Genomic DNA, 18486 nt, shown 5'->3' on the forward strand with positions numbered 1-18486 from the left:
GTGAAGGTGTAATTGACTGGGTAATTTCAGGCATCGACCTGTAGACAGGTTTAGCAGGTGATTTGATGACAACATCAGAACTACAGCCAAAGAGGAGAAAAACTGCAAACACACATAATTTAAAATCAATCACTTACAACCCTTCCGGTGGGATAAAACAGTAGAAAATAGTACAACAGTGTAAACGTCACTGTGATTCTGCATTCGTCTTCAGAGTAACGGTCAAAAGATTTTATAAAAATGTTTTACAAAATGATACCAACCATAATTTATTGGTTATAGCTGTAGAAATGATACTTTCTTAGACACATTTACGATGGGAGAAAAGAGTTCTATCTTCACGGGCTGGATTTATCAACAAAGCACGTAGTGGTTGATTCCCGTGAGCCTGAAATGAAAAAGGCCGTCATATGGCGACCTCTAAACTTTGAATAGGATTTTCTCAATGAACGGCTTCGTGATAAATAATCTGCCCGCCCATACCTGAAATCAGCTTATCTACTCGAATATAATCCGTATAGAAAAAAGATGGAGCATCATCCCAGTGACAGAGTGCGATTTCACGCTTCAGATATGTGTCATAGTAGATAACACGAGCCTTACATGGCCTGGTTTTTCCTCCAGATTGTGTGGGATATCTCATCTTGAATCGGTAATTGTCACTCACATGCTTATTAGCTGATGAGATCATTATTAACTCTGGAACATTCCAAAAAGTAAATGTCAGGCACATCATAACAGTAAGGCAAACGCCGAAAAGCCTCTTAACCATACCTGCTGCGACCTTATTACTTAGGTACACACGCCAAGCAATGAACATTCCTATCAGGAAGGAAGTCCCAACAATAACTGACTTATAAAGCACCCCATCAAAAAGGTATGTGTCGTGAGTTGTTTTGTCTGCCCATGCACACCAAATAACCCAAATGACTGCGAAGCAGAATGAAATCAACTCTACCTTTGTTGGCAACCTCATTATCATTAATCCATTTCTCATCTTCCTTGAAGTGAAATATATCAAATTGATAACTACCTTTGATACCTCGAAGTGGGCTTAGACTTGGCGCGCCTGACAGGGATCTAACCAGCGAGCATTCAATTATGACTTGAGTGCTTTACAGCTTACCTACAGGCAAATAAAAAGCCCAAGGCGTTAACCTCGGGCTCGAAAACTAATTTACTGCCAGTACATACAACAATGGCACAATATCATATTCACACGAAATGCATGCTATTTAATTGACTTTTGCAATACCCTGCTGCGAAAAAGACGTCTTTTGTTGTGATCGCGTTCTCACCGTACAAAGCAGCGATTCGCTATCGAGCCCCTTGAAGATGCTGCACAAAACTCGCAGTAGTCCGCATAGTAGTGGCTCCAGTTGTCCGGTTTGACACCACGCATAGCGGCTAAGTCCTTTGCTGAAAAACATCACGACCAGCCAGTTCCGCTTTCACATCCTGCGCCGCCAACCCTCAAGCCAGGTCATCAACTGACCTTTCGTCGCACCTCTTAAATCGGCGGTGGCAACCAGCAGTTGCTGGCGCACGTATTCGAGAAATTGAGTGTTCATACAGCACAACTGTGCTCAGAGATGATCAATGTCTTAAGAGCACAAATTGTTAATTTCCTGTCAGGCGTAAAAAAGAAAAACCCGCCATAGCGGGTTCTCAGGTTTTAAGATTTTTATTGCTCAAGTTATGAGCAGTTAATCAGCTTAGGCGCGGTAAATTACATTTATCCTCAACACCACTGCTTCGGAAATAACCTCGTCCACAACATACTGGATAGGAGATTTCTTCAGATAAAAACCGGGGATAATCCCCCGGTTAGCGCAGCATTAAAAGTTATACTTAATACCCACCATGGCATTGGTGTCACTGTATCCTTTATCCCCCAGCTGGGCGCCGACATTGCCCCACAGATTGACCCGAGGGTTAATCTGTCCTTCAACACCCACTTTGACTTCGCCAATGTTGCGGGCGCCAGCCTGGCTGATGTGGACATTATCCATGTTCACGTTATAACTGCGCGTATTATGCAACCAGTTGGCTTCAATGAACGGTTCGAAAGTACGGTCTTTGTTGTCATCCATCGCATGATGGCTCTTCAGGTACGTACGAAGGCCCAGGCGGGTTTGTACGTTACCGTCGCCACCGCTGCTAACGCGGGTTCCATTGGCTTCACGATGGTTGTCTGCTTTCACACCCATCCAGGTGACCTGGGCTTGTGGCTGGATAAACCATTCATTAAGCGTCCCTTTGCTGCCAGCAAACTCGCCCAGTTTCTGGGTGTAACCCGTTTCCAGCGAGGCCGTAAAGCCCTTCGATTTGTAAGATTCGCTGGCCAGTTGCTGCCCGTTAACCTGGTTGTTGAACCAGCTGTACTGAAGCCAGCTGTCCACATACAGCCCTGCTTTATCCGTATCGCTGGCAAACCAGGTGCCGTAAGCGCCAACGCTGTAACCGTTTATCGAACCTTTTGAACCATAACCCGTGACGGAAGAACGGGTAGAACTGTGGTTATTACCGTAACCCGCCATCAGACCCAGGTGGCCTCTGTTCAGACCATCGGTTGACCACTGCGCAACATCGCCACCCAACTGTGCGACATAACTGTTGCTCTGTGTTTTCAACTGACCACTGCCATCACGCCAGTTATTATGACTACCGACCTGGCGTAGCCACAGACTGGTAACTTTCTTCTCACCGGTCAGAGCATCAACATACTGCGTTTCCCCCAGACTGTCGTGCAGACGGGTGTTGAATAACGTGTTCGCAGCCGCAATGTTTGCAAGATAGCTACCTGCTTCAGGGCGGTTAACATGTGTTTCATCAGAGGGGTCAACCGGCGGTGTTACAGGATCAACGGGAGGGTCGACAGGGTCCACCGGCGGCTCTACGGGATCAACCGGTGGGATAGTGCTGACTAAATACCAGTCATTACCGTTTTTTATTAAATTATAGTCATAGGCTCCTGCAACAATACGTCCATATTGCGTGAAAACACCATTTGAGTTTCCTTTGACCGTTATTATTTCAATTCCATTTTGTGTCTGGGAGCCGGTACCACCAAGGTTGTTAACAATAACATTAGTATCCCCCTCACTATCACCATTAATCACCAGTTTATCGGTAAGCGAGTTATCATCAGATAGTTTTGAGTTAAAAATGATTACGCCGCCATCACCTTTGTAATTATTTTTAATGGTTAGTATTGTACCGACAGTACTTGCGTTTGAAAGATTAACTGCGCCGGAATTTATCAAGGTGTTTAAATCTGAGTCTCCGAAGACTTTCCACTCTGAAGACGAATCAATGTTAAGGCTGTTAACATTATTCATTGAACCATAAACACATGATTTATTGTACAATAAAACATCAATCGCTGCATTTCCTGCTGCGATTATATTACCTGTAGCTACGCTTCCATTAAAGTCCATATCAGCAACAGAATTATCACTGGTAGTGAGTAATATATCATTACCGCTGTCAACTTTAGAATTATATACATGTATATGTGCAGTAGCATCAGCACCTACCGCTATTGCGGGGCCATTTTCGGTCGCGATAGATGAATTGTTTAGTGTAACCTCATTATCGGCATAGGTACCATCATAACCCTTAGTCAGATAGAGGCCGATAGTGTTATTTTTAGTATTAATAGAACTACCATTTTCAAGTTGAACAATTCCACCTTTTGTGACAATACCATAATTGCCAGAAGAGATGATTTTAGAGTTATCAAATTGGGTATAACCACCAACAAGATAAGCCCCATTTCCTTGGGAAGTTATAGTGCTGTTTTTAACTATTGTTTTGGTATCACCGGTGCTCTCTGTAGGAGAAGCATTCACTAATATCCCATGGGCCTGCGAACCATTTCCTGTAACTTCAACATTAATGGTTGTATTATCAATTAAATACAAACCGGCACCTCCGGGATTAAAGACCCCCCATGTATCTTTGACAGATATATTATCATTAATAATCATTTGGGCTTGTGTGGTTGCAGGGCCAAATACAGCACCAGAAACAACCAGGGCAATTAATTTTTTTTTGCTATTCAATTTTTCCTCACTTCACCATTACTATTGATAAACACTATTTCAATGAGATTAAACACATCATAATTACATGAAACATATTGGGGACAAATTTAATTATTATTTAACCCAGCCATTACTGTAGGGCAACCACATGAAATTATTGATAATATTTTAACATGCAGTTAGCATGAAATTTGTATGATAAAATTAAGGTGATTCCGAAAAATATATAGCTAGTCAGCCTCAGTGCCGCTGCCCTGATTCCACTATTGCACAGATTATCTCGAGCTTCGCCCAGCCATTGCGGCAATATTCGCGTAGTACAACTCTATTGCTCCAATAAATAGTCCACGGCAGGGTTTGATGAATAAAATCAGCCCTGGAATACAACCCATTTAACGCAACAAGCACGTCAAATGCCTGAGGCCATCACGGTCTGATTGCTTATACATTTTTTCTTTAGGTTTCAGGTTTTTGAGCTTTGTACCGGTAAGCATTGACGGTATCCAGTATTAATAAATACCGTCATGGGTGATAGGTTATGACGGTAAAAACTGGGTTTTACCGTAACGGTAATTCGTTTAATACGTCATTTATACCGTCAAAAAAATGAGGTTTCCTGATGCGGTTAACAAAGGTTCACGAGAGGTGCTGGCGCTGTAATCCGCGCCAGCTCTGGTTTTAGATGAGGTTAACGAAGGCTATCAGGAGCATGTATTCAACTAGTGCTTCACAATATACATTGTACGGCTATAGGCCACATCTTCAGGGTTGGTAATGGGATACCCTTTCAGCCATGGTTTAATTAAACGCCCGTTGGTGTACTGATAAATAGGCGCAATGGGAGCCTGTTCCATCAGGATTTTTTCTGCGGCGTTATAATCCGCATTACGTGCTTTTTCCGTGTTTTCCATCGTGGCCTGGGTCAACACTTTATCGTATGCAGGATTATTAAACCGGGAAATATTCCCGGAATGAGTCGATGTTAATAACGACAGGAACGTTGATGGTTCATTGTAATCACCTACCCAGGAGGCGCGGATCACATCGAAATTACCGGTATTACGGCTGTCGATATAGGTTTTCCATTCCTGGTTTTGCAACTTCACATCAACACCGAGATTTTTCTTCCACATAGAAGCAACGGCGATGGCGATCTTCTGATGGTTTTCCGAAGTATTGTACAGCAGCGTCAGTTTAAGCGGTTTCTGCGGCCCATAGCCCGCTGCACGTAACAACGTTTTCGCCTGAGCATTCAGCTCTTCCTGACTCATTTGCTCAAATGGAGAAGGCTCAGGTACAAAGCCTGCAGTGACATCCGGCGTGAAATGCCAGGCTGGTTTTTCCCCGGTACCCAAGACTTTTTCCGCCATCAGACGGCGATCGATAGTCATACTGAGCGCCAGGCGCACACGCGAATCTGCCGTCGGCCCTTTCTGCGTATTAAACGCATAATAATAAGTACCGAGCTGAGGTGGGGTGTAAACCTGCCCCGGAATATCCTTCAACAATTTCTGATACATGTTTTTCGGAAAGGATTCCGTAATATCAATATCACCGGCGAGATAACGCTTTGTTGCCGCAGATTCCTGATTAATTGGCAGGAACGTCACTTTTTGCAATACGGTTTTGGCGTTGTCCCAATAGTGTGTATTCGGCACAACCACCAGTTTTTCGTTAACGACACGATCCTGCAATACATAGGCCCCGTTGCCGATCAAATTACCCGGTTTTGTCCACTCTTTACCGCTTTCAACATTGGTTTTTTGTACCGGGTAAAACGCAAAGTTCGCCGTCAGATTGGCAAACCAGGGCAGTGGTTTATCCAGTTGAACTTTTAATGTCCTGGCATCTACCGCACTAACTCCCAGTTTATCGGGTGTGGCTTTGCCGTCGATAATCGCCTGTGCATTATTGATACCAGCCAAAGCTGCAAACCATGCAAACGGGGAAAGTGTTTTTGGATCAACCAGTCGCTGCCAGCTATAGACAAAATCCTGTGCCGTTACCGGCGTACCGTCGGCCCATTTCGCGTTATCGCGTAGCGTAAATGTCCAGATGCGGTTATCGTTACTCTTCCACTGCGTGGCTACACCGGGAATGATTTCACCTTTATCATTCTGGTTGACCAACCCTTCAAATAAATCGCGGATAACCTGAATTTCAGGCAGTCCTACAGCTTTCGCCGGATCCAGCGACGCAGGCTCATCCTTTATATGACGCACCAGTTCTTGTTTTTCTGCCAGTACCGTTCCGCTGGGAACATCCGCAGCATGCGATAAAGAAATGCTGCTAACCAACAGCGCACAACAGGTTACTGAAACAGAATGCCTCATAAAATACCCTCAGATCCGGCCATTAAGTGAATGTGTAATTATTTGTATCGCCAGCAGGAAATGCAATTAACTTCCGACAAGAAAGTGATATTACACCTGAAAAGATAAGTGTGTGAAAACGATTTGATTATCCAGACATTTTGCACAACACTGCGAGTAACAATTCATGCTTTCAGAGAAGACTATGACCGTTACCCGTCCTCGTGCCGAGCGCGGCGCATTTCCACCGGGAACCGAACATTACGGACGTTCACTGCTGGGCGCACCGTTAATCTGGTTTCCCGCCCCCGCGGCCGATCGCGAGAGTGGTCTGATTCTGGCGGGAACTCACGGTGATGAAAACTCTTCAGTGGTTACCCTTTCCTGCGCGTTGCGTACGCTTAACCCTTCGCTGCGCCGCCATCATATTGTGCTGGCGGTTAACCCTGACGGTTGCCAGCTTGGATTGCGCGCGAATGCTAATGGTGTGGATCTCAATCGTAATTTTCCGGCGGCAAACTGGAAAGCGGGAGAAACAGTATATCGCTGGAACAGTAGTGCAGAAGAACGCGATGTGGTGTTGTTAACCGGTGAACATCCGGGGTCTGAACCAGAAACTCAGGCACTGTGTCAGCTTATTCACCGCATTCATCCCGCCTGGGTGGTTTCTTTTCACGATCCGCTGGCCTGTATTGAAGATCCCAGACACAGCGAATTAGGCGAGTGGCTGGCGCAGACGTTTGAATTACCCCTGGTCACCAGCGTAGGTTATGAAACGCCCGGCTCTTTTGGCAGCTGGTGCGCCGATCTGAACTTACACTGCATTACCGCTGAGTTTCCGCCCATCTCTTCAGATGAGGCCAGCGAAAAATATCTGCTGGCGATGTCTAATCTGCTGCGTTGGCATCCTAGAGATGGAGCAGCCCGGTCGTAAAATGCAGGGCTGGCTCTGCGTCATCGGCCAGCCAGGTTGGGCCATCCAGATCGGCAAAGCTGACCTGCGGTGTTAGCGGCAATGCGGCATTAATGGCCCGGGAAGTACACAGCATGCATCCCAGCATCAGAGCAAATCCCTGTTCGCGCGCTTCGGCCGCCAGCGCCAGCGCTTCCGTCAGGCCGCCCGTTTTGTCCAGTTTGATGTTCACCATTTCATAACGCCCGTGCAATGCTTTCAGGCTACTGCGGGTGTGACAGCTTTCATCTGCACAGATGGGCAACGGATGGATAAAATTCTCCAGAGCGGCATCATCCTGAGCAGGTAACGGCTGTTCCAGCATTGCGACGCCTAAATCTGCCAGCAATTGACAACGTGCTGCGAGCCCTTCGGCACGCCAGGATTCGTTGGCATCGACAATCAGCGTGGCGTCTGGAACTGCCGCACGGATAGCGACCATCCGCTCGCTGATTAGGCGGGCATCCAGTTTAACTTTCAGTAATTTCGCGCCATTCTCCCACAGAGCTGCTGCGTTTGCCGCCATCTGCTCTGGGGTACCGATCACCACGGTCTGGGCCGTCGTCACAACTGCATCCAGCTCAGTGCCAATAAATTCAGCCAGAGTTTGTCGCTGTTGCCGGGCACTCAAGTCCCATAAAGCACAGTCAATCGCATTACGCGCAGCCCCTGCAGGCAACAGTTTCTGTAAATCTTCGCGGGTCAGCCCGCTTTCCAGTTGCCGGGCAATACTCATAATTTGTGCCAGTACCGAAGCATCACTTTCGCCATAACGGGGATAAGGCGTACATTCCCCGATGCCTTTTACGCCATTTTCTTCCAGCTCAACCACCACGACGTGTGCTTCTGTTCTGCTGCCTCGGGCAATCACAAAGGGAGTGTGTAGCGGCCAGGCTTCCTCATATACCTTAACTGATCTCATTTATTTTCCTTATGTAATCCCGGAAGCGGATATCCGCAAATAGCGTTTGCCGTGTTAACTGTTGATGGCATAAACTAGCCACGACGTTAACTATATGTAAACAGGAAGATAACCATGTCACAAACCGTTCATTTCCAGGGCAACCCGGTTTCAGTCGCCGGCTCCATTCCTCAGGCTGGTAGCAAAGCTCAGGCTTTTACTCTTGTGGCTAAAGACCTGTCTGACGTTACGCTGGCCCAGTTCGCAGGCAAGCGCAAAGTGCTGAATATTTTCCCAAGCATCGATACCGGCGTTTGCGCGGCATCGGTACGTAAGTTTAACCAACTGGCGACAGAAATCGACAATACCGTCGTGCTGTGCATTTCAGCCGACCTGCCATTTGCCCACTCTCGTTTCTGCGGCGCGGAAGGTCTGAGCAACGTTATCACGCTGTCAACTCTGCGCAATGCTGAATTCCTGAAAAACTATGGTGTTGAAATCTCCGAAGGCCCGTTGAAAGGCCTGGCCGCACGTGCCGTGGTAGTTATTGATGAAAATGACAACATTATTTTCAGCCAACTGGTCAACGAAATTACCAACGAGCCAGACTACACTGCCGCACTGGACGTACTGAAAGCCTAAGTTCTTTTGAAGACACAACGTCTTCGCTGGCATAAAGCCAGTCAGTTGAAAAACTGGCTGGCTTTTTTGTTTATAGCCCCCAGATATTGCCGGAAGCTACAGACAAAAAAATCCGGAAACGAATGAACATTTCCGGATTCTTATACAACCATCTGTTCGGCCAACCGCCTGGCGGTCACCAACGATGATGTTGTTTTTTATATCTGCTGATTATTCAGCGTCTGGTTCTTCGGTTTTGTACTTCGCCGCAGTCTCTTTGATAAGAGTCTGCAACTCACCGCGCTGGTACATCTCGATTAAAATGTCGCAACCGCCAACCAGTTCACCATCAACCCACAGCTGCGGGAAGGTTGGCCAGTTTGCGTATTTCGGCAACTCGGCGCGAATATCCGGATTTTGCAGAATATCGACATAAGCAAAGCGTTCACCACAGGCTGACAGCGCCTGCACGGCCTGTGCGGAGAAACCGCAGCTTGGCAGTTTTGGAGAACCTTTCATGTACAGGAGAATCGGGTTTTCAGCGATCTGGCGCTGGATTTTTTCGATAGTGGTGCTCATTATCTTGCTTCCTTAAACTTCTTTTACGGCAGTAGTCTGACATTGTAGCGGGTCAGGCTGGCAACGGAAAATAACATTTTCATTACGCCTTATTATTTTATCCCCTGTCGCTAAAAGTTGCATTCACAATCTCACTTATCCCCTTAAAGGGTGTGGATTTGATTATCTGTTCACCAGTTTTATCTTTATTTGCTGTTTTTTTTTGCGGTCGGTAACGAAACATAGTTTTAAACGAAAAAAGCTATTAAGTTTCCCGTTTCTATAGATTAGAATCATCAAGTTTTGTAAATCACACGCAGGCACGATAGACCTGCCTTACCAGAGGACTGCTCAGTGGCGCGGATAAACCGAATCTCGATCACGCTCTGTGCTTTACTTTTTACCACACTGCCTTTTACGCCCATGGCCCATGCTTCCAAGCAAGCCAGGACGACACCTACTGTTTCGCACACCATCAAAACGGTAGATAAAAAGAAAAGCTCAACAGCCAGTCAAAAAACAACCAAAACCACTCAGAAGACGGCTAAAAAATCCACCAGCAAAACCAGCAGTAAAACCGCCTCAGTAAAAAAACGCACAACCACTCCAGCAAAATCGGCTAAAACCGCAAACCGTCGGGGCAAAGCAGCCACAGCACAAACCGCCGCCGTCACCTGGACTGAAAAATGCACCCCGCGTAAAGGTCATAAACCGCGCTGTGTGAAAGTGAAGTCGACAACCCCTGTAACGCTTGCTGAGACACATAAAGTTAAAGTGCAAAAAGCGACCAAAACCGCCATGTCCACCCTGATGAACCAAATCGGTAAACCTTACCGTTGGGGTGGCACATCACCAAGGACCGGTTTTGATTGCAGCGGTCTGGTGTATTACGCGTATAAAGATTTGGTGAAGTTTCGCATTCCGCGCACCGCCAATGAAATGTACCACCTGCGGGACGCAGCACCTATCGAACGTGGCGAACTGAAAAACGGCGATCTTGTCTTCTTCCGGACACAGGGCCGGGGTACCGCCGATCACGTCGGTGTCTACGTTGGCAACGGCAAATTTATCCAGTCTCCTCGCAGCGGTCAGGAAATTCAAATCACCTCGCTGAGCGAAGATTACTGGCAGCGCCACTATGTCGGCGCTCGACGCGTAATGACGCCTAAAACAATTCGCTAAAAACTTACCCTACAGCGTGTGCTGTAGGGTAAGTTCTTCTTTTGCATAACCTTTCAATTTGCTACCCTATCCTTACGCACAATGAGGTTATTGTGTGTACTCAATATAAATAATAAGGAGAGAAGCAATGTCGTTTGAATTACCTGCATTACCGTATGCCAAAGATGCTCTGGCACCGCACATTTCTGCTGAAACGCTGGAATACCACTATGGCAAACACCATCAAACCTACGTGACCAATCTGAACAATCTGATTAAAGGCACAGCGTCTGAAGGCAAGTCACTGGAAGAGATCGTACGTAGCTCTGAAGGCGGTGTATTTAATAACGCAGCTCAGGTATGGAACCACACGTTCTACTGGAACTGTCTGGCACCAAACGCTGGTGGCGAACCGACCGGAAAACTGGCCGAAGCCATTACTGCATCCTTTGGCAGCTTCGCAGACTTCAAAGCGCAATTCACCGATGCCGCAATTAAGAACTTCGGTTCCGGCTGGACCTGGCTGGTAAAAGGGACGGATGGCAAACTGGCTATCGTTTCCACCTCTAACGCAGGTACACCACTGACCACCGATGCGACACCTCTGATGACCGTTGACGTCTGGGAACACGCCTACTACATCGACTATCGCAATGCACGTCCTGGCTACCTGGAGCATTTCTGGGCGCTGGTAAACTGGGAGTTTGTTGCGAAAAACTTCGCAGCATAAAAATGACAACGCAGAAGGGATCCCCTTCTGCGTTTTAGTGTCAATTTGCAGTCGGGCACGCTTCCTGAGGCTGTTTTTTCGCTGAGATGAAGACCAGCAGCAAAGCCAGCCCCGCCACAATCGCCCCCATCACCGGCACAAAGCTATAACCTAACCCACCGGATATCACTGCGCCACCAGCCGCAGCCCCGAGGGCATTGCCCAGATTAAATGCCCCAATATTAACCGATGAAGATAATCCTGGCGCTTCGCTGGCAACGCGCATCACGCGCATCTGCAAAGGCGGGACTACCGCAAACGTCGCCGCGCCCCAGACCACCATACTGATAGCCGCTCCCAGCTCATTACGCGCCAGAAATGGAATTGCCAGCATAATGACCATCAGCAGTAATAAAAAGCCTTTCAGCGTGCCGTTGACCGACTTGTCTGCCAGCCGACCACCAAGATAATTACCAATAGAGAAACCAACGCCAATTAACACCAACATCCCGGTGACAAATGCTGGTGTGGCATGGGTAATACTGTGCAGCACGGGTGAGATATAGGTATAAAGCGTAAACATCGCACCAGCCCCCAATACGGTGGTCAGTAGCGCCGAGACAACCTGCGGACGCATCAGCACCGCAAGTTCTTTACGCACTTCAGGACGCTCTCCTGCCCCGCCTTTAGGTAACGAGAAGAACAGACTGATCATCGCAATCACGCCCAGACCCGCAGTCGCCAAGAATGACATTCGCCAGCCGATGGTCTCGCCCAGCCAGGTTGCCGCAGGGACACCGCCAATATTGGCGATCGTTAGGCCCATAAACATGGTAGCAACCGCGCTGGCCTGCTTGTGTTTTGGCACCACGCTCGCCGCCACAACAGAACCAAGGCCAAAAAAAGCGCCGTGATTAAGACTGGTCAAAATACGTGACAGCATGAGAGTCGTGTAATCCGGTGCAATTGCCGAAAGCACATTACCCAGTGTAAATATCACCATCAGAAAAATAAGCGCATTACGGCGCGCACGATGAGAAAGCAACAATGTCATCAACGGAGCACCCACCATCACGCCAACCGCATATGCGCTGATTAACATTCCGGCAGCAGGAATCGAGACATCCACACCCCGGGCAATGACGGGTAATAATCCCATAGGAGAAAATTCGGTCGTGCCAATACCGAACGCACCAATCGCCAGTGCCAGTAACGGATAATTTATTTTCATACTTCGACTCCATAACGTCGAGCCGTGGCACGACACGTAATAAGAGTCAAAAGCATGACATTGATCGCAAAAATAATAAAGTTAACAAATTTGCAAAAGACTTTTGCAAATTCGCAAATAATAGAACGGGAAAAACGTGCTGAAGGGATGAGGGAGATTGCTCTCCCTCGGAGTAAATCAATGCAGTGCTGCGGTCAAACCACTTGCTACAATCAGGCCCAGAACAATAATGGTGGTGACTAACGAAAATTTCAGATCGGTGCTCATCAAGTTTTCTCCTTTTTATTCCCACACAAAAAGTGATATTGCGCATTTTTGCATACTTGAACGCAAAAATCTCTCACGATTTATATTGATAAATGCTTTTAACTCTTCCCCTTTTCGTTAAGATCAGACAAAATTCCACGCTTACTTGATTAGCGTACCGGCCATTGACCCCTTCCTGACGTTCCGTGTCGTTTTCCCGGCGTGCCGCAACCCTGACGTTGCGTTAAGGGTGTGTAAAGGCAAACGTTTACCTGGAGTATTCTCAGGAGCTTAGGATATGGTCTGGAGTGAGATGTAATGGCAACAATTAAAGATGTAGCGAAGCGAGCAAACGTTTCCACTACAACCGTATCACATGTAATTAACAAGACGCGCTTTGTCGCGGAAGAAACGCGTAATGCTGTCTGGGCAGCCATTAAAGAGTTGCACTACTCTCCCAGCGCAGTTGCGCGCAGCCTGAAGGTAAATCACACCAAGTCGATCGGCTTGTTGGCGACCAGCAGCGAAGCCGCCTATTTCGCGGAAATTATCGAAGCCGTTGAGAAAAATTGTTTCCAGAAAGGCTACACGCTGATTCTGGGTAACGCATGGAATAGCCTCGAAAAGCAGCAGGCATATCTCTCAATGATGGCGCAAAAGCGCGTCGATGGCTTACTGGTAATGTGCTCTGAGTATCCGGAATCACTGCTTTCCATGCTCGAAGAGTATCGCCATATTCCGATGGTCGTCATGGACTGGGGCGAAGCGAAAGCCGACTTTACCGACACGGTCATTGATAACGCTTTCGAAGGCGGTTATATGGCGGGTCGATATCTGGTAGAACGCGGCCACCGCGAGATTGGCGTGATCCCAGGCCCTATGGAGCGCAACACCGGCGCCGGACGCCTGGCAGGATTTATGAAAGCGATGGAAGAAGCGCTGATTAAAGTACCTGAAAACTGGATCGTACAGGGCGATTTTGAACCAGAATCCGGATATCGCGCCATGCAGCAAATCCTCTCCCAGTCGCATCGTCCGACGGCCGTCTTCTGCGGTGGCGATATTATGGCGATGGGTGCTCTTTGCGCCGCTGACGAGATGGGTTTGCGTGTACCGCAGGATGTGTCGTTGATCGGTTATGACAACGTGCGCAACGCCCGCTTCTTCACGCCAGCGTTGACCACGATTCACCAGCCGAAAGATTCGTTAGGTGAGACTGCCTTCAATATGCTGTTAGACCGTATCGTAAACAAGCGCGAAGAGTCGCAATCTATTGAGGTCCATCCTCGACTGGTGGAGCGTCGCTCCGTTGCCGACGGCCCATTCCGCGATTACCGTCGTTAAACCTGTTATACGGGAGCCTGTTCCGGCTCCCGTAGCCACTCTTTATTCAGCGTTTCGCTATCTCCCAGGTAGTCCAGCAACCAGAGCAGTGCTGGCGACGTATCATTTTGCTGCCAGGTCAGACAACATGCGGCATCAGGAAAAGGGTTTTCCAGCTGCAAAGCAACCCACTTACCGCTATCGATCCACGGTTTAGCAAAATGTGTTGGCACCATGCCCACACATAGCCCAGCCGATAAACAGGTAGCAGAGGATTCCCAGTCCGGTACCACGACACGTTTTTGGTTATCCAGCAGCCATGTGATTCGTTTCGGTAGCGTGCGCGAAGTATCTTCACGAACCAACGACGGCCAGTTGCGCAACGTGTCATCGCTTAATGGCCCGGGAATCGAAGCCAGCGGGTGATGGCTCGCCACCACGCAACTCCAGCTCAGCATTCCCATATCACGAAACGTGTAACGTCCCCCCACCGGAATCGCCTGCGTTGCACCGATCGCCAGTTCGACGCGACCATCCGATAGCGCATCCCAGACACCGTTAAACACTTCCTGAAAAACCAGCAGTTCCACATCATCGAAGTGACGATAGAAATCCACAATCATCTGCCGGGTGCGTTCCGGTCGCACAATATTATCGACTGCAATCGCGAGCTGCCCTCGCCAGCCGTTGGCGATTTGCTGACATTGCTGGCGAGTGATCTGCATTTTTTTGATAACAGACCGACCTTCTTTTAAAAACCACGCCCCTGCGGGTGTTAGTTCAACATCCCGATGACGTCGCTCAAAAAGCGGAACTGCAAGCCACTCCTCCAGTTGACGAACGGTGTAGCTTACCGCCGAAGGTACACGGTGCAACTCCTGCGCAGCCGAACTAAAGCTGCCGTTACGCGCAACAGCATCAACGACTTCAAGTGAATATTCCGACCACATAGTCTGCCTACAAAAATTTTGAAATCAGTAAACAAATATTAGCGTTTCACAGCGAGAATTTCACTCACTACACTCTGCGACACTGTTTTACTGCTTAAAAAGAGAAATGATGATGCAACCTGGAAAAGGGTTTTTAGTCTGGCTGGCCGGTCTTAGCGTGCTCGGCTTTCTGGCAACGGATATGTATTTGCCCGCCTTTGCTGCTATTCAGTCCGATCTGCAAACCCCTGCGTCTGCCGTCAGCGCCAGCCTTAGTTTGTTCTTAGCCGGTTTTGCCGTTGCGCAGCTTCTGTGGGGGCCGCTCTCCGACCGCTATGGTCGTAAGCCAATTTTATTGCTGGGATTATCCATCTTCGCCCTGGGTAGTCTGGGGATGCTATGGGTTGAAAACGCCACCGGCTTGCTGGTGCTGCGCTTCGTCCAGGCCGTCGGCGTTTGTGCCGCATCAGTAATCTGGCAGGCGCTGGTTACCGATTACTATCCCTCGCAAAAAGTTAACCGTATCTTTGCCACCATTATGCCGCTGGTCGGCTTATCACCTGCTCTCGCGCCCTTATTAGGTAGCTGGATCCTGGTACATTTTTCCTGGCAGGCCATTTTTGCCACCCTGTTTGCGATTACCTTGATCCTGATGTTGCCTGCCCTGCGGTTAAAACCGACAGCAAATGCGCGTGACGATAGTCAGGACGCGTTGACGTTCGCGACGCTACTGCGTTCTAAAACATACCGTGGAAATGTACTGATTTATGCGGCATGTTCTGCGAGCTTTTTCGCATGGCTGACCGGCTCACCGTTTATCCTGAGCGAGATGGGCTATAGCCCGGCAGTAATTGGACTGAGCTATGTTCCACAAACTATCGCCTTCCTGATCGGCGGGTACGGTTGCCGCGCCGCACTGCAAAAATGGCAGGGTAGCCAGTTGCTGCCATGGTTACTGATCCTGTATGCAATCAGCGTTATTGCCACATGGGCAACCGGTTTTATTCACCACGTTGCACTGGCCGAAATCTTGATCCCATTCTGCGTCATGGCGATAGCGAACGGCGCGATCTATCCGATTGTCGTCGCTCAGGCACTACGTCCTTTCCCGCAGGCAACAGGACGCGCAGCGGCGATGCAGAACACGCTACAACTGGGTTTATGCTTCCTGGCAAGCCTTGTGGTGTCGTGGTTAATCAGTACTCCGTTGCTCACAACCACCAGCGTAATGCTGTCAACGGTGTTCCTGGCTGCGCTTGGATATAAAATGCAGTCGCAAAAAGAGAATGATTCCCTGGCGAATGAGGGCTCTCAGATTGCACATGGTGAGTCACATTAATAACCGTCATAACTTAATTAGCTGGCTAACAATTTTCGGTTGAATCACCAAATATTCAGGCCTATACTGATTTCCAGTTGTTAAAATTACGATAATTATTCTGTGTTAACGGGAACAAGGTTGTTCCCGTTTTTCCACGGATGGTCTTTTCGGCAAGGGGTTCTCCCTTCCTCTGTTCTACGTCGGATAATAGATTACGGATTAATTCCGTGAAATTTCTCACAAGACCCAAAAAGCGTCTACGCTGTTTTAAGGTTCTGATCACCGACCAGTGATGGAGAAGCTATGAGTTCATCGTGTATAGAAGACGTCAGCGTACCGGATGATAACTGGTACCGAATCACCAATGAATTACTAAGCCGTGCGGGCATTACGATTAATGGTTCTGCGCCGGCGGATATTCGCGTTAAAAACCCCGTTTTTTTCAAACGTGTCCTGCAGGAAGGGTCGCTGGGTTTAGGTGAAAGCTATATGGATGGTTGGTGGGAATGCGATCGTCTGGATATGTTTTTTACCAAAGTCTTACGCGCAGATCTGGAAAGCCAACTCCCCCGCCATTTCAAAGATACTCTCCGTATCGCAACGGCGCGTCTGTTTAATCTACAGACTAAAAAGCGCGCGTGGGTTGTCGGCAAAGAGCACTACGATCTTGGCAACGATCTCTTTACCCGCATGCTCGACCCCTATATGCAGTATTCCTGCGCCTACTGGAAAGATGCCGACACCCTGGAAGCTGCCCAGCAGGCGAAGCTCAGAATGATTAGTGAGAAACTGCAGTTGAAACCAGGAATGCGCGTGCTCGATATTGGTTGCGGCTGGGGAGGCCTGTCCCAGTTTATGGCAGCACAATACGGCGTGAGTGTGGTGGGCGTGACGATTTCAGCGGAACAACAGAAACTGGCGCAGGCGCGCTGTGAAGGGTTGGACGTTACTATTTTACTCCAGGACTACCGCGACCTGAACGACCGCTTTGACCGCATTGTCTCCGTCGGTATGTTTGAGCATGTGGGGCCAAAAAACTACAACACCTACTTTGACGTGGTTGATCGCAATTTAAAGCCAGATGGTCTGTTTTTGCTGCACAGTATCGGTTCTAAGAAAACTGACAATAACGTTGACCCATGGATCAACAAATACATCTTCCCGAATGGTTGTTTACCATCGGTACGCCAGATTGCCAACGCCAGCGAGTCACATTTTGTGATGGAGGACTGGCACAATTTTGGTGCGGATTACGATACCACGTTGATGGCCTGGCATGAGCGTTTCATGGAGAGCTGGCCGGAGATTGCCGATAATTATACTGAGCGTTTTAAACGCATGTTCAGTTATTACCTCAACGCCTGTGCCGGTGCGTTTCGCGCACGTGATATTCAGCTTTGGCAGGTGGTTTTCTCTCGCGGTGTGGAACACGGCCTGCGCGTTCCCCGCTAGTTCTTTCGGCCCCCGTTCGCGACGGGGGCTTTTCATCATGACTCAGGCCCCAGCCTCACCGGTGATGTTGCTGATCGCACCTTCTCGCGCGGCCAGTACGCGCTCAACGGTATCAACAACAGCCTGTGTTTGTGGATCGATTTCAATGTTTACCCGCGCGCCAAGCTTTTTCTTGCCAAGCGTAGTACGCTCCAGCGTTTCCGGGATCAGATGCACGCAGAAGCGCGTCGGCGTCACTTCGCCTACCGTCAGGCTGATACCATCAATACCGATAAATCCTTTATACAGGATGTATTTCATCAGCGACGTATCCTGGACCTTGAACCATATCTGCCGATTATTCTCGGAGGTCAGAATTTTTGACACCTCCGCGGTGGTCATAATATGACCCGACATCAAATGTCCGCCAATCTCATCGCTGAATTTTGCTGCACGTTCGACGTTTACCAGGTCACCTACCCGCAGATCGCCAAGGTTGGTAATACGTAGTGTTTCTTTCATCAGGTCAAAGCTGATGCGGCTGCCATTAATTTCAGTCACTGTCAGACAGCAACCGTTATGTGCAACCGATGCGCCGGTCTCCAGCGCCTCCAGCATGTATTCAGGTAACTCCACTACATGCGTGCGAAAATTTGGTTTCTCATCAATAGACACCAGTTTTGCGGTGCCCTGCACAATACCCGTAAACATACCTGTAACTCCTGAACTCAATTAAGACATC

16 protein-coding genes and 2 pseudogenes are annotated in these 18486 nt (G+C 48.4%); 7 read left to right on the forward strand and 11 right to left on the reverse strand.

Features of this window, described 5'->3' with window-relative positions:
* Positions 1–442 precede the first annotated feature (442 nt).
* The 5 genes and pseudogenes from SK36_RS10935 to mppA all read right to left on the reverse strand — a co-directional run bounded on the left by SK36_RS10935 (position 443) and on the right by mppA (position 6382).
* The gene (locus tag SK36_RS10935; RefSeq protein WP_136345581.1) at positions 443–976 is read right to left on the reverse strand and encodes a hypothetical protein; all 534 of its coding nucleotides are present in this window, start codon (positions 974–976) and stop codon (positions 443–445) included.
* Positions 977–1235: 259 nt separating this feature from the next.
* Positions 1236–1470: pseudogene (locus SK36_RS23650) on the reverse strand (bacteriophage antitermination protein Q); the annotation flags it as partial.
* Positions 1471–1472: 2 nt separating this feature from the next.
* Positions 1473–1571, reverse strand: a pseudogene (locus SK36_RS25250) (bacteriophage antitermination protein Q); the annotation flags it as partial.
* A gap of 267 nt (positions 1572–1838) precedes the next feature.
* Complete coding sequence (locus SK36_RS25140) at positions 1839–4067, reverse strand: autotransporter outer membrane beta-barrel domain-containing protein (protein WP_053069239.1); 2229 nt, start codon at positions 4065–4067, stop codon at positions 1839–1841.
* Between the two features lie 701 nt (positions 4068–4768).
* On the reverse strand, positions 4769–6382 hold the full coding sequence (gene mppA, locus SK36_RS10950) for a murein tripeptide ABC transporter substrate-binding protein MppA (RefSeq protein ID WP_045442453.1): 1614 nt from the start codon (positions 6380–6382) through the stop codon (positions 4769–4771).
* A 184-nt stretch (positions 6383–6566) separates the two neighbouring features.
* Between mppA and mpaA the strand changes: the two genes are divergently transcribed.
* Positions 6567–7295 carry a murein tripeptide amidase MpaA gene (mpaA, locus tag SK36_RS10955; RefSeq protein ID WP_045442451.1) on the forward strand — a complete coding sequence of 243 codons (729 nt, stop codon included), beginning with the start codon at positions 6567–6569 and terminating at the stop codon, positions 7293–7295.
* On the opposite strand, the gene ycjG is transcribed toward mpaA, so the two are convergent.
* On the reverse strand, positions 7270–8235 hold the full coding sequence (gene ycjG / locus SK36_RS10960; RefSeq protein WP_048221522.1) for an L-Ala-D/L-Glu epimerase: 966 nt from the start codon (positions 8233–8235) through the stop codon (positions 7270–7272). The two genes, mpaA and ycjG, sit on opposite strands and share 26 nt — an antisense overlap.
* A gap of 114 nt (positions 8236–8349) precedes the next feature.
* Between ycjG and tpx the strand changes: the two genes are divergently transcribed.
* Positions 8350–8856 (forward strand): thiol peroxidase, encoded by a 507-nt coding sequence (gene tpx, locus SK36_RS10965; RefSeq protein WP_045442444.1) that lies wholly within the window; start codon positions 8350–8352, stop codon positions 8854–8856.
* 210 nt (positions 8857–9066) lie between these two features.
* Here the strand turns inward: tpx and grxD are convergent, their stop codons facing one another.
* Positions 9067–9414, reverse strand: coding sequence for a monothiol glutaredoxin 4 (gene grxD / locus SK36_RS10970; RefSeq protein ID WP_045442441.1), 348 nt, complete (start codon positions 9412–9414; stop codon positions 9067–9069).
* Between the two features lie 333 nt (positions 9415–9747).
* On the opposite strand from grxD, the gene SK36_RS10975 reads away from it, so the two are divergent.
* Together SK36_RS10975 and sodB are read left to right on the forward strand one after the other, a co-directional pair.
* On the forward strand, positions 9748–10575 hold the full coding sequence (locus SK36_RS10975) for a C40 family peptidase (protein WP_048221523.1): 828 nt from the start codon (positions 9748–9750) through the stop codon (positions 10573–10575).
* Positions 10576–10702: 127 nt separating this feature from the next.
* Entirely contained in the window at positions 10703–11284 is a 582-nt protein-coding gene (sodB, locus tag SK36_RS10980; RefSeq protein ID WP_048221524.1) for a superoxide dismutase [Fe], read from the forward strand.
* A gap of 40 nt (positions 11285–11324) precedes the next feature.
* Here the strand turns inward: sodB and SK36_RS10985 are convergent, their stop codons facing one another.
* Positions 11325–12494: an MFS transporter gene (locus SK36_RS10985; RefSeq protein WP_048221525.1), complete on the reverse strand. Its 1170-nt coding sequence runs from the start codon at positions 12492–12494 to the stop codon at positions 11325–11327.
* A gap of 177 nt (positions 12495–12671) precedes the next feature.
* A complete protein-coding gene (gene cydH / locus SK36_RS24685; protein ID WP_072036634.1) occupies positions 12672–12761 on the reverse strand; it encodes a cytochrome bd-I accessory subunit CydH in 90 nt (29 codons plus the stop codon).
* A gap of 297 nt (positions 12762–13058) precedes the next feature.
* On the opposite strand from cydH, the gene purR reads away from it, so the two are divergent.
* Positions 13059–14084, forward strand: a complete 1026-nt coding sequence (gene purR, locus SK36_RS10990; RefSeq protein ID WP_003832757.1) for an HTH-type transcriptional repressor PurR — start codon at positions 13059–13061, stop codon at positions 14082–14084.
* Positions 14085–14089: 5 nt separating this feature from the next.
* Here the strand turns inward: purR and punR are convergent, their stop codons facing one another.
* A complete protein-coding gene (punR, locus tag SK36_RS10995) occupies positions 14090–15013 on the reverse strand; it encodes a DNA-binding transcriptional activator PunR (protein ID WP_045442431.1) in 924 nt (307 codons plus the stop codon).
* Positions 15014–15125: 112 nt separating this feature from the next.
* On the opposite strand from punR, the gene punC reads away from it, so the two are divergent.
* Complete coding sequence (gene punC, locus SK36_RS11000; protein ID WP_048221526.1) at positions 15126–16331, forward strand: purine nucleoside transporter PunC; 1206 nt, start codon at positions 15126–15128, stop codon at positions 16329–16331.
* 285 nt (positions 16332–16616) lie between these two features.
* Positions 16617–17765 carry a cyclopropane fatty acyl phospholipid synthase gene (gene cfa / locus SK36_RS11005; protein WP_048221527.1) on the forward strand — a complete coding sequence of 383 codons (1149 nt, stop codon included), beginning with the start codon at positions 16617–16619 and terminating at the stop codon, positions 17763–17765.
* Between the two features lie 42 nt (positions 17766–17807).
* On the opposite strand, the gene SK36_RS11010 is transcribed toward cfa, so the two are convergent.
* Positions 17808–18455 carry a riboflavin synthase gene (locus SK36_RS11010; protein WP_048221528.1) on the reverse strand — a complete coding sequence of 216 codons (648 nt, stop codon included), beginning with the start codon at positions 18453–18455 and terminating at the stop codon, positions 17808–17810.
* Positions 18456–18486: the final 31 nt, after the last annotated feature.

Origin of the sequence: Citrobacter sp. MGH106 (assembly GCF_001037495.1) — a bacterium.
Lineage (GTDB): Bacteria > Pseudomonadota > Gammaproteobacteria > Enterobacterales > Enterobacteriaceae > Citrobacter > Citrobacter murliniae.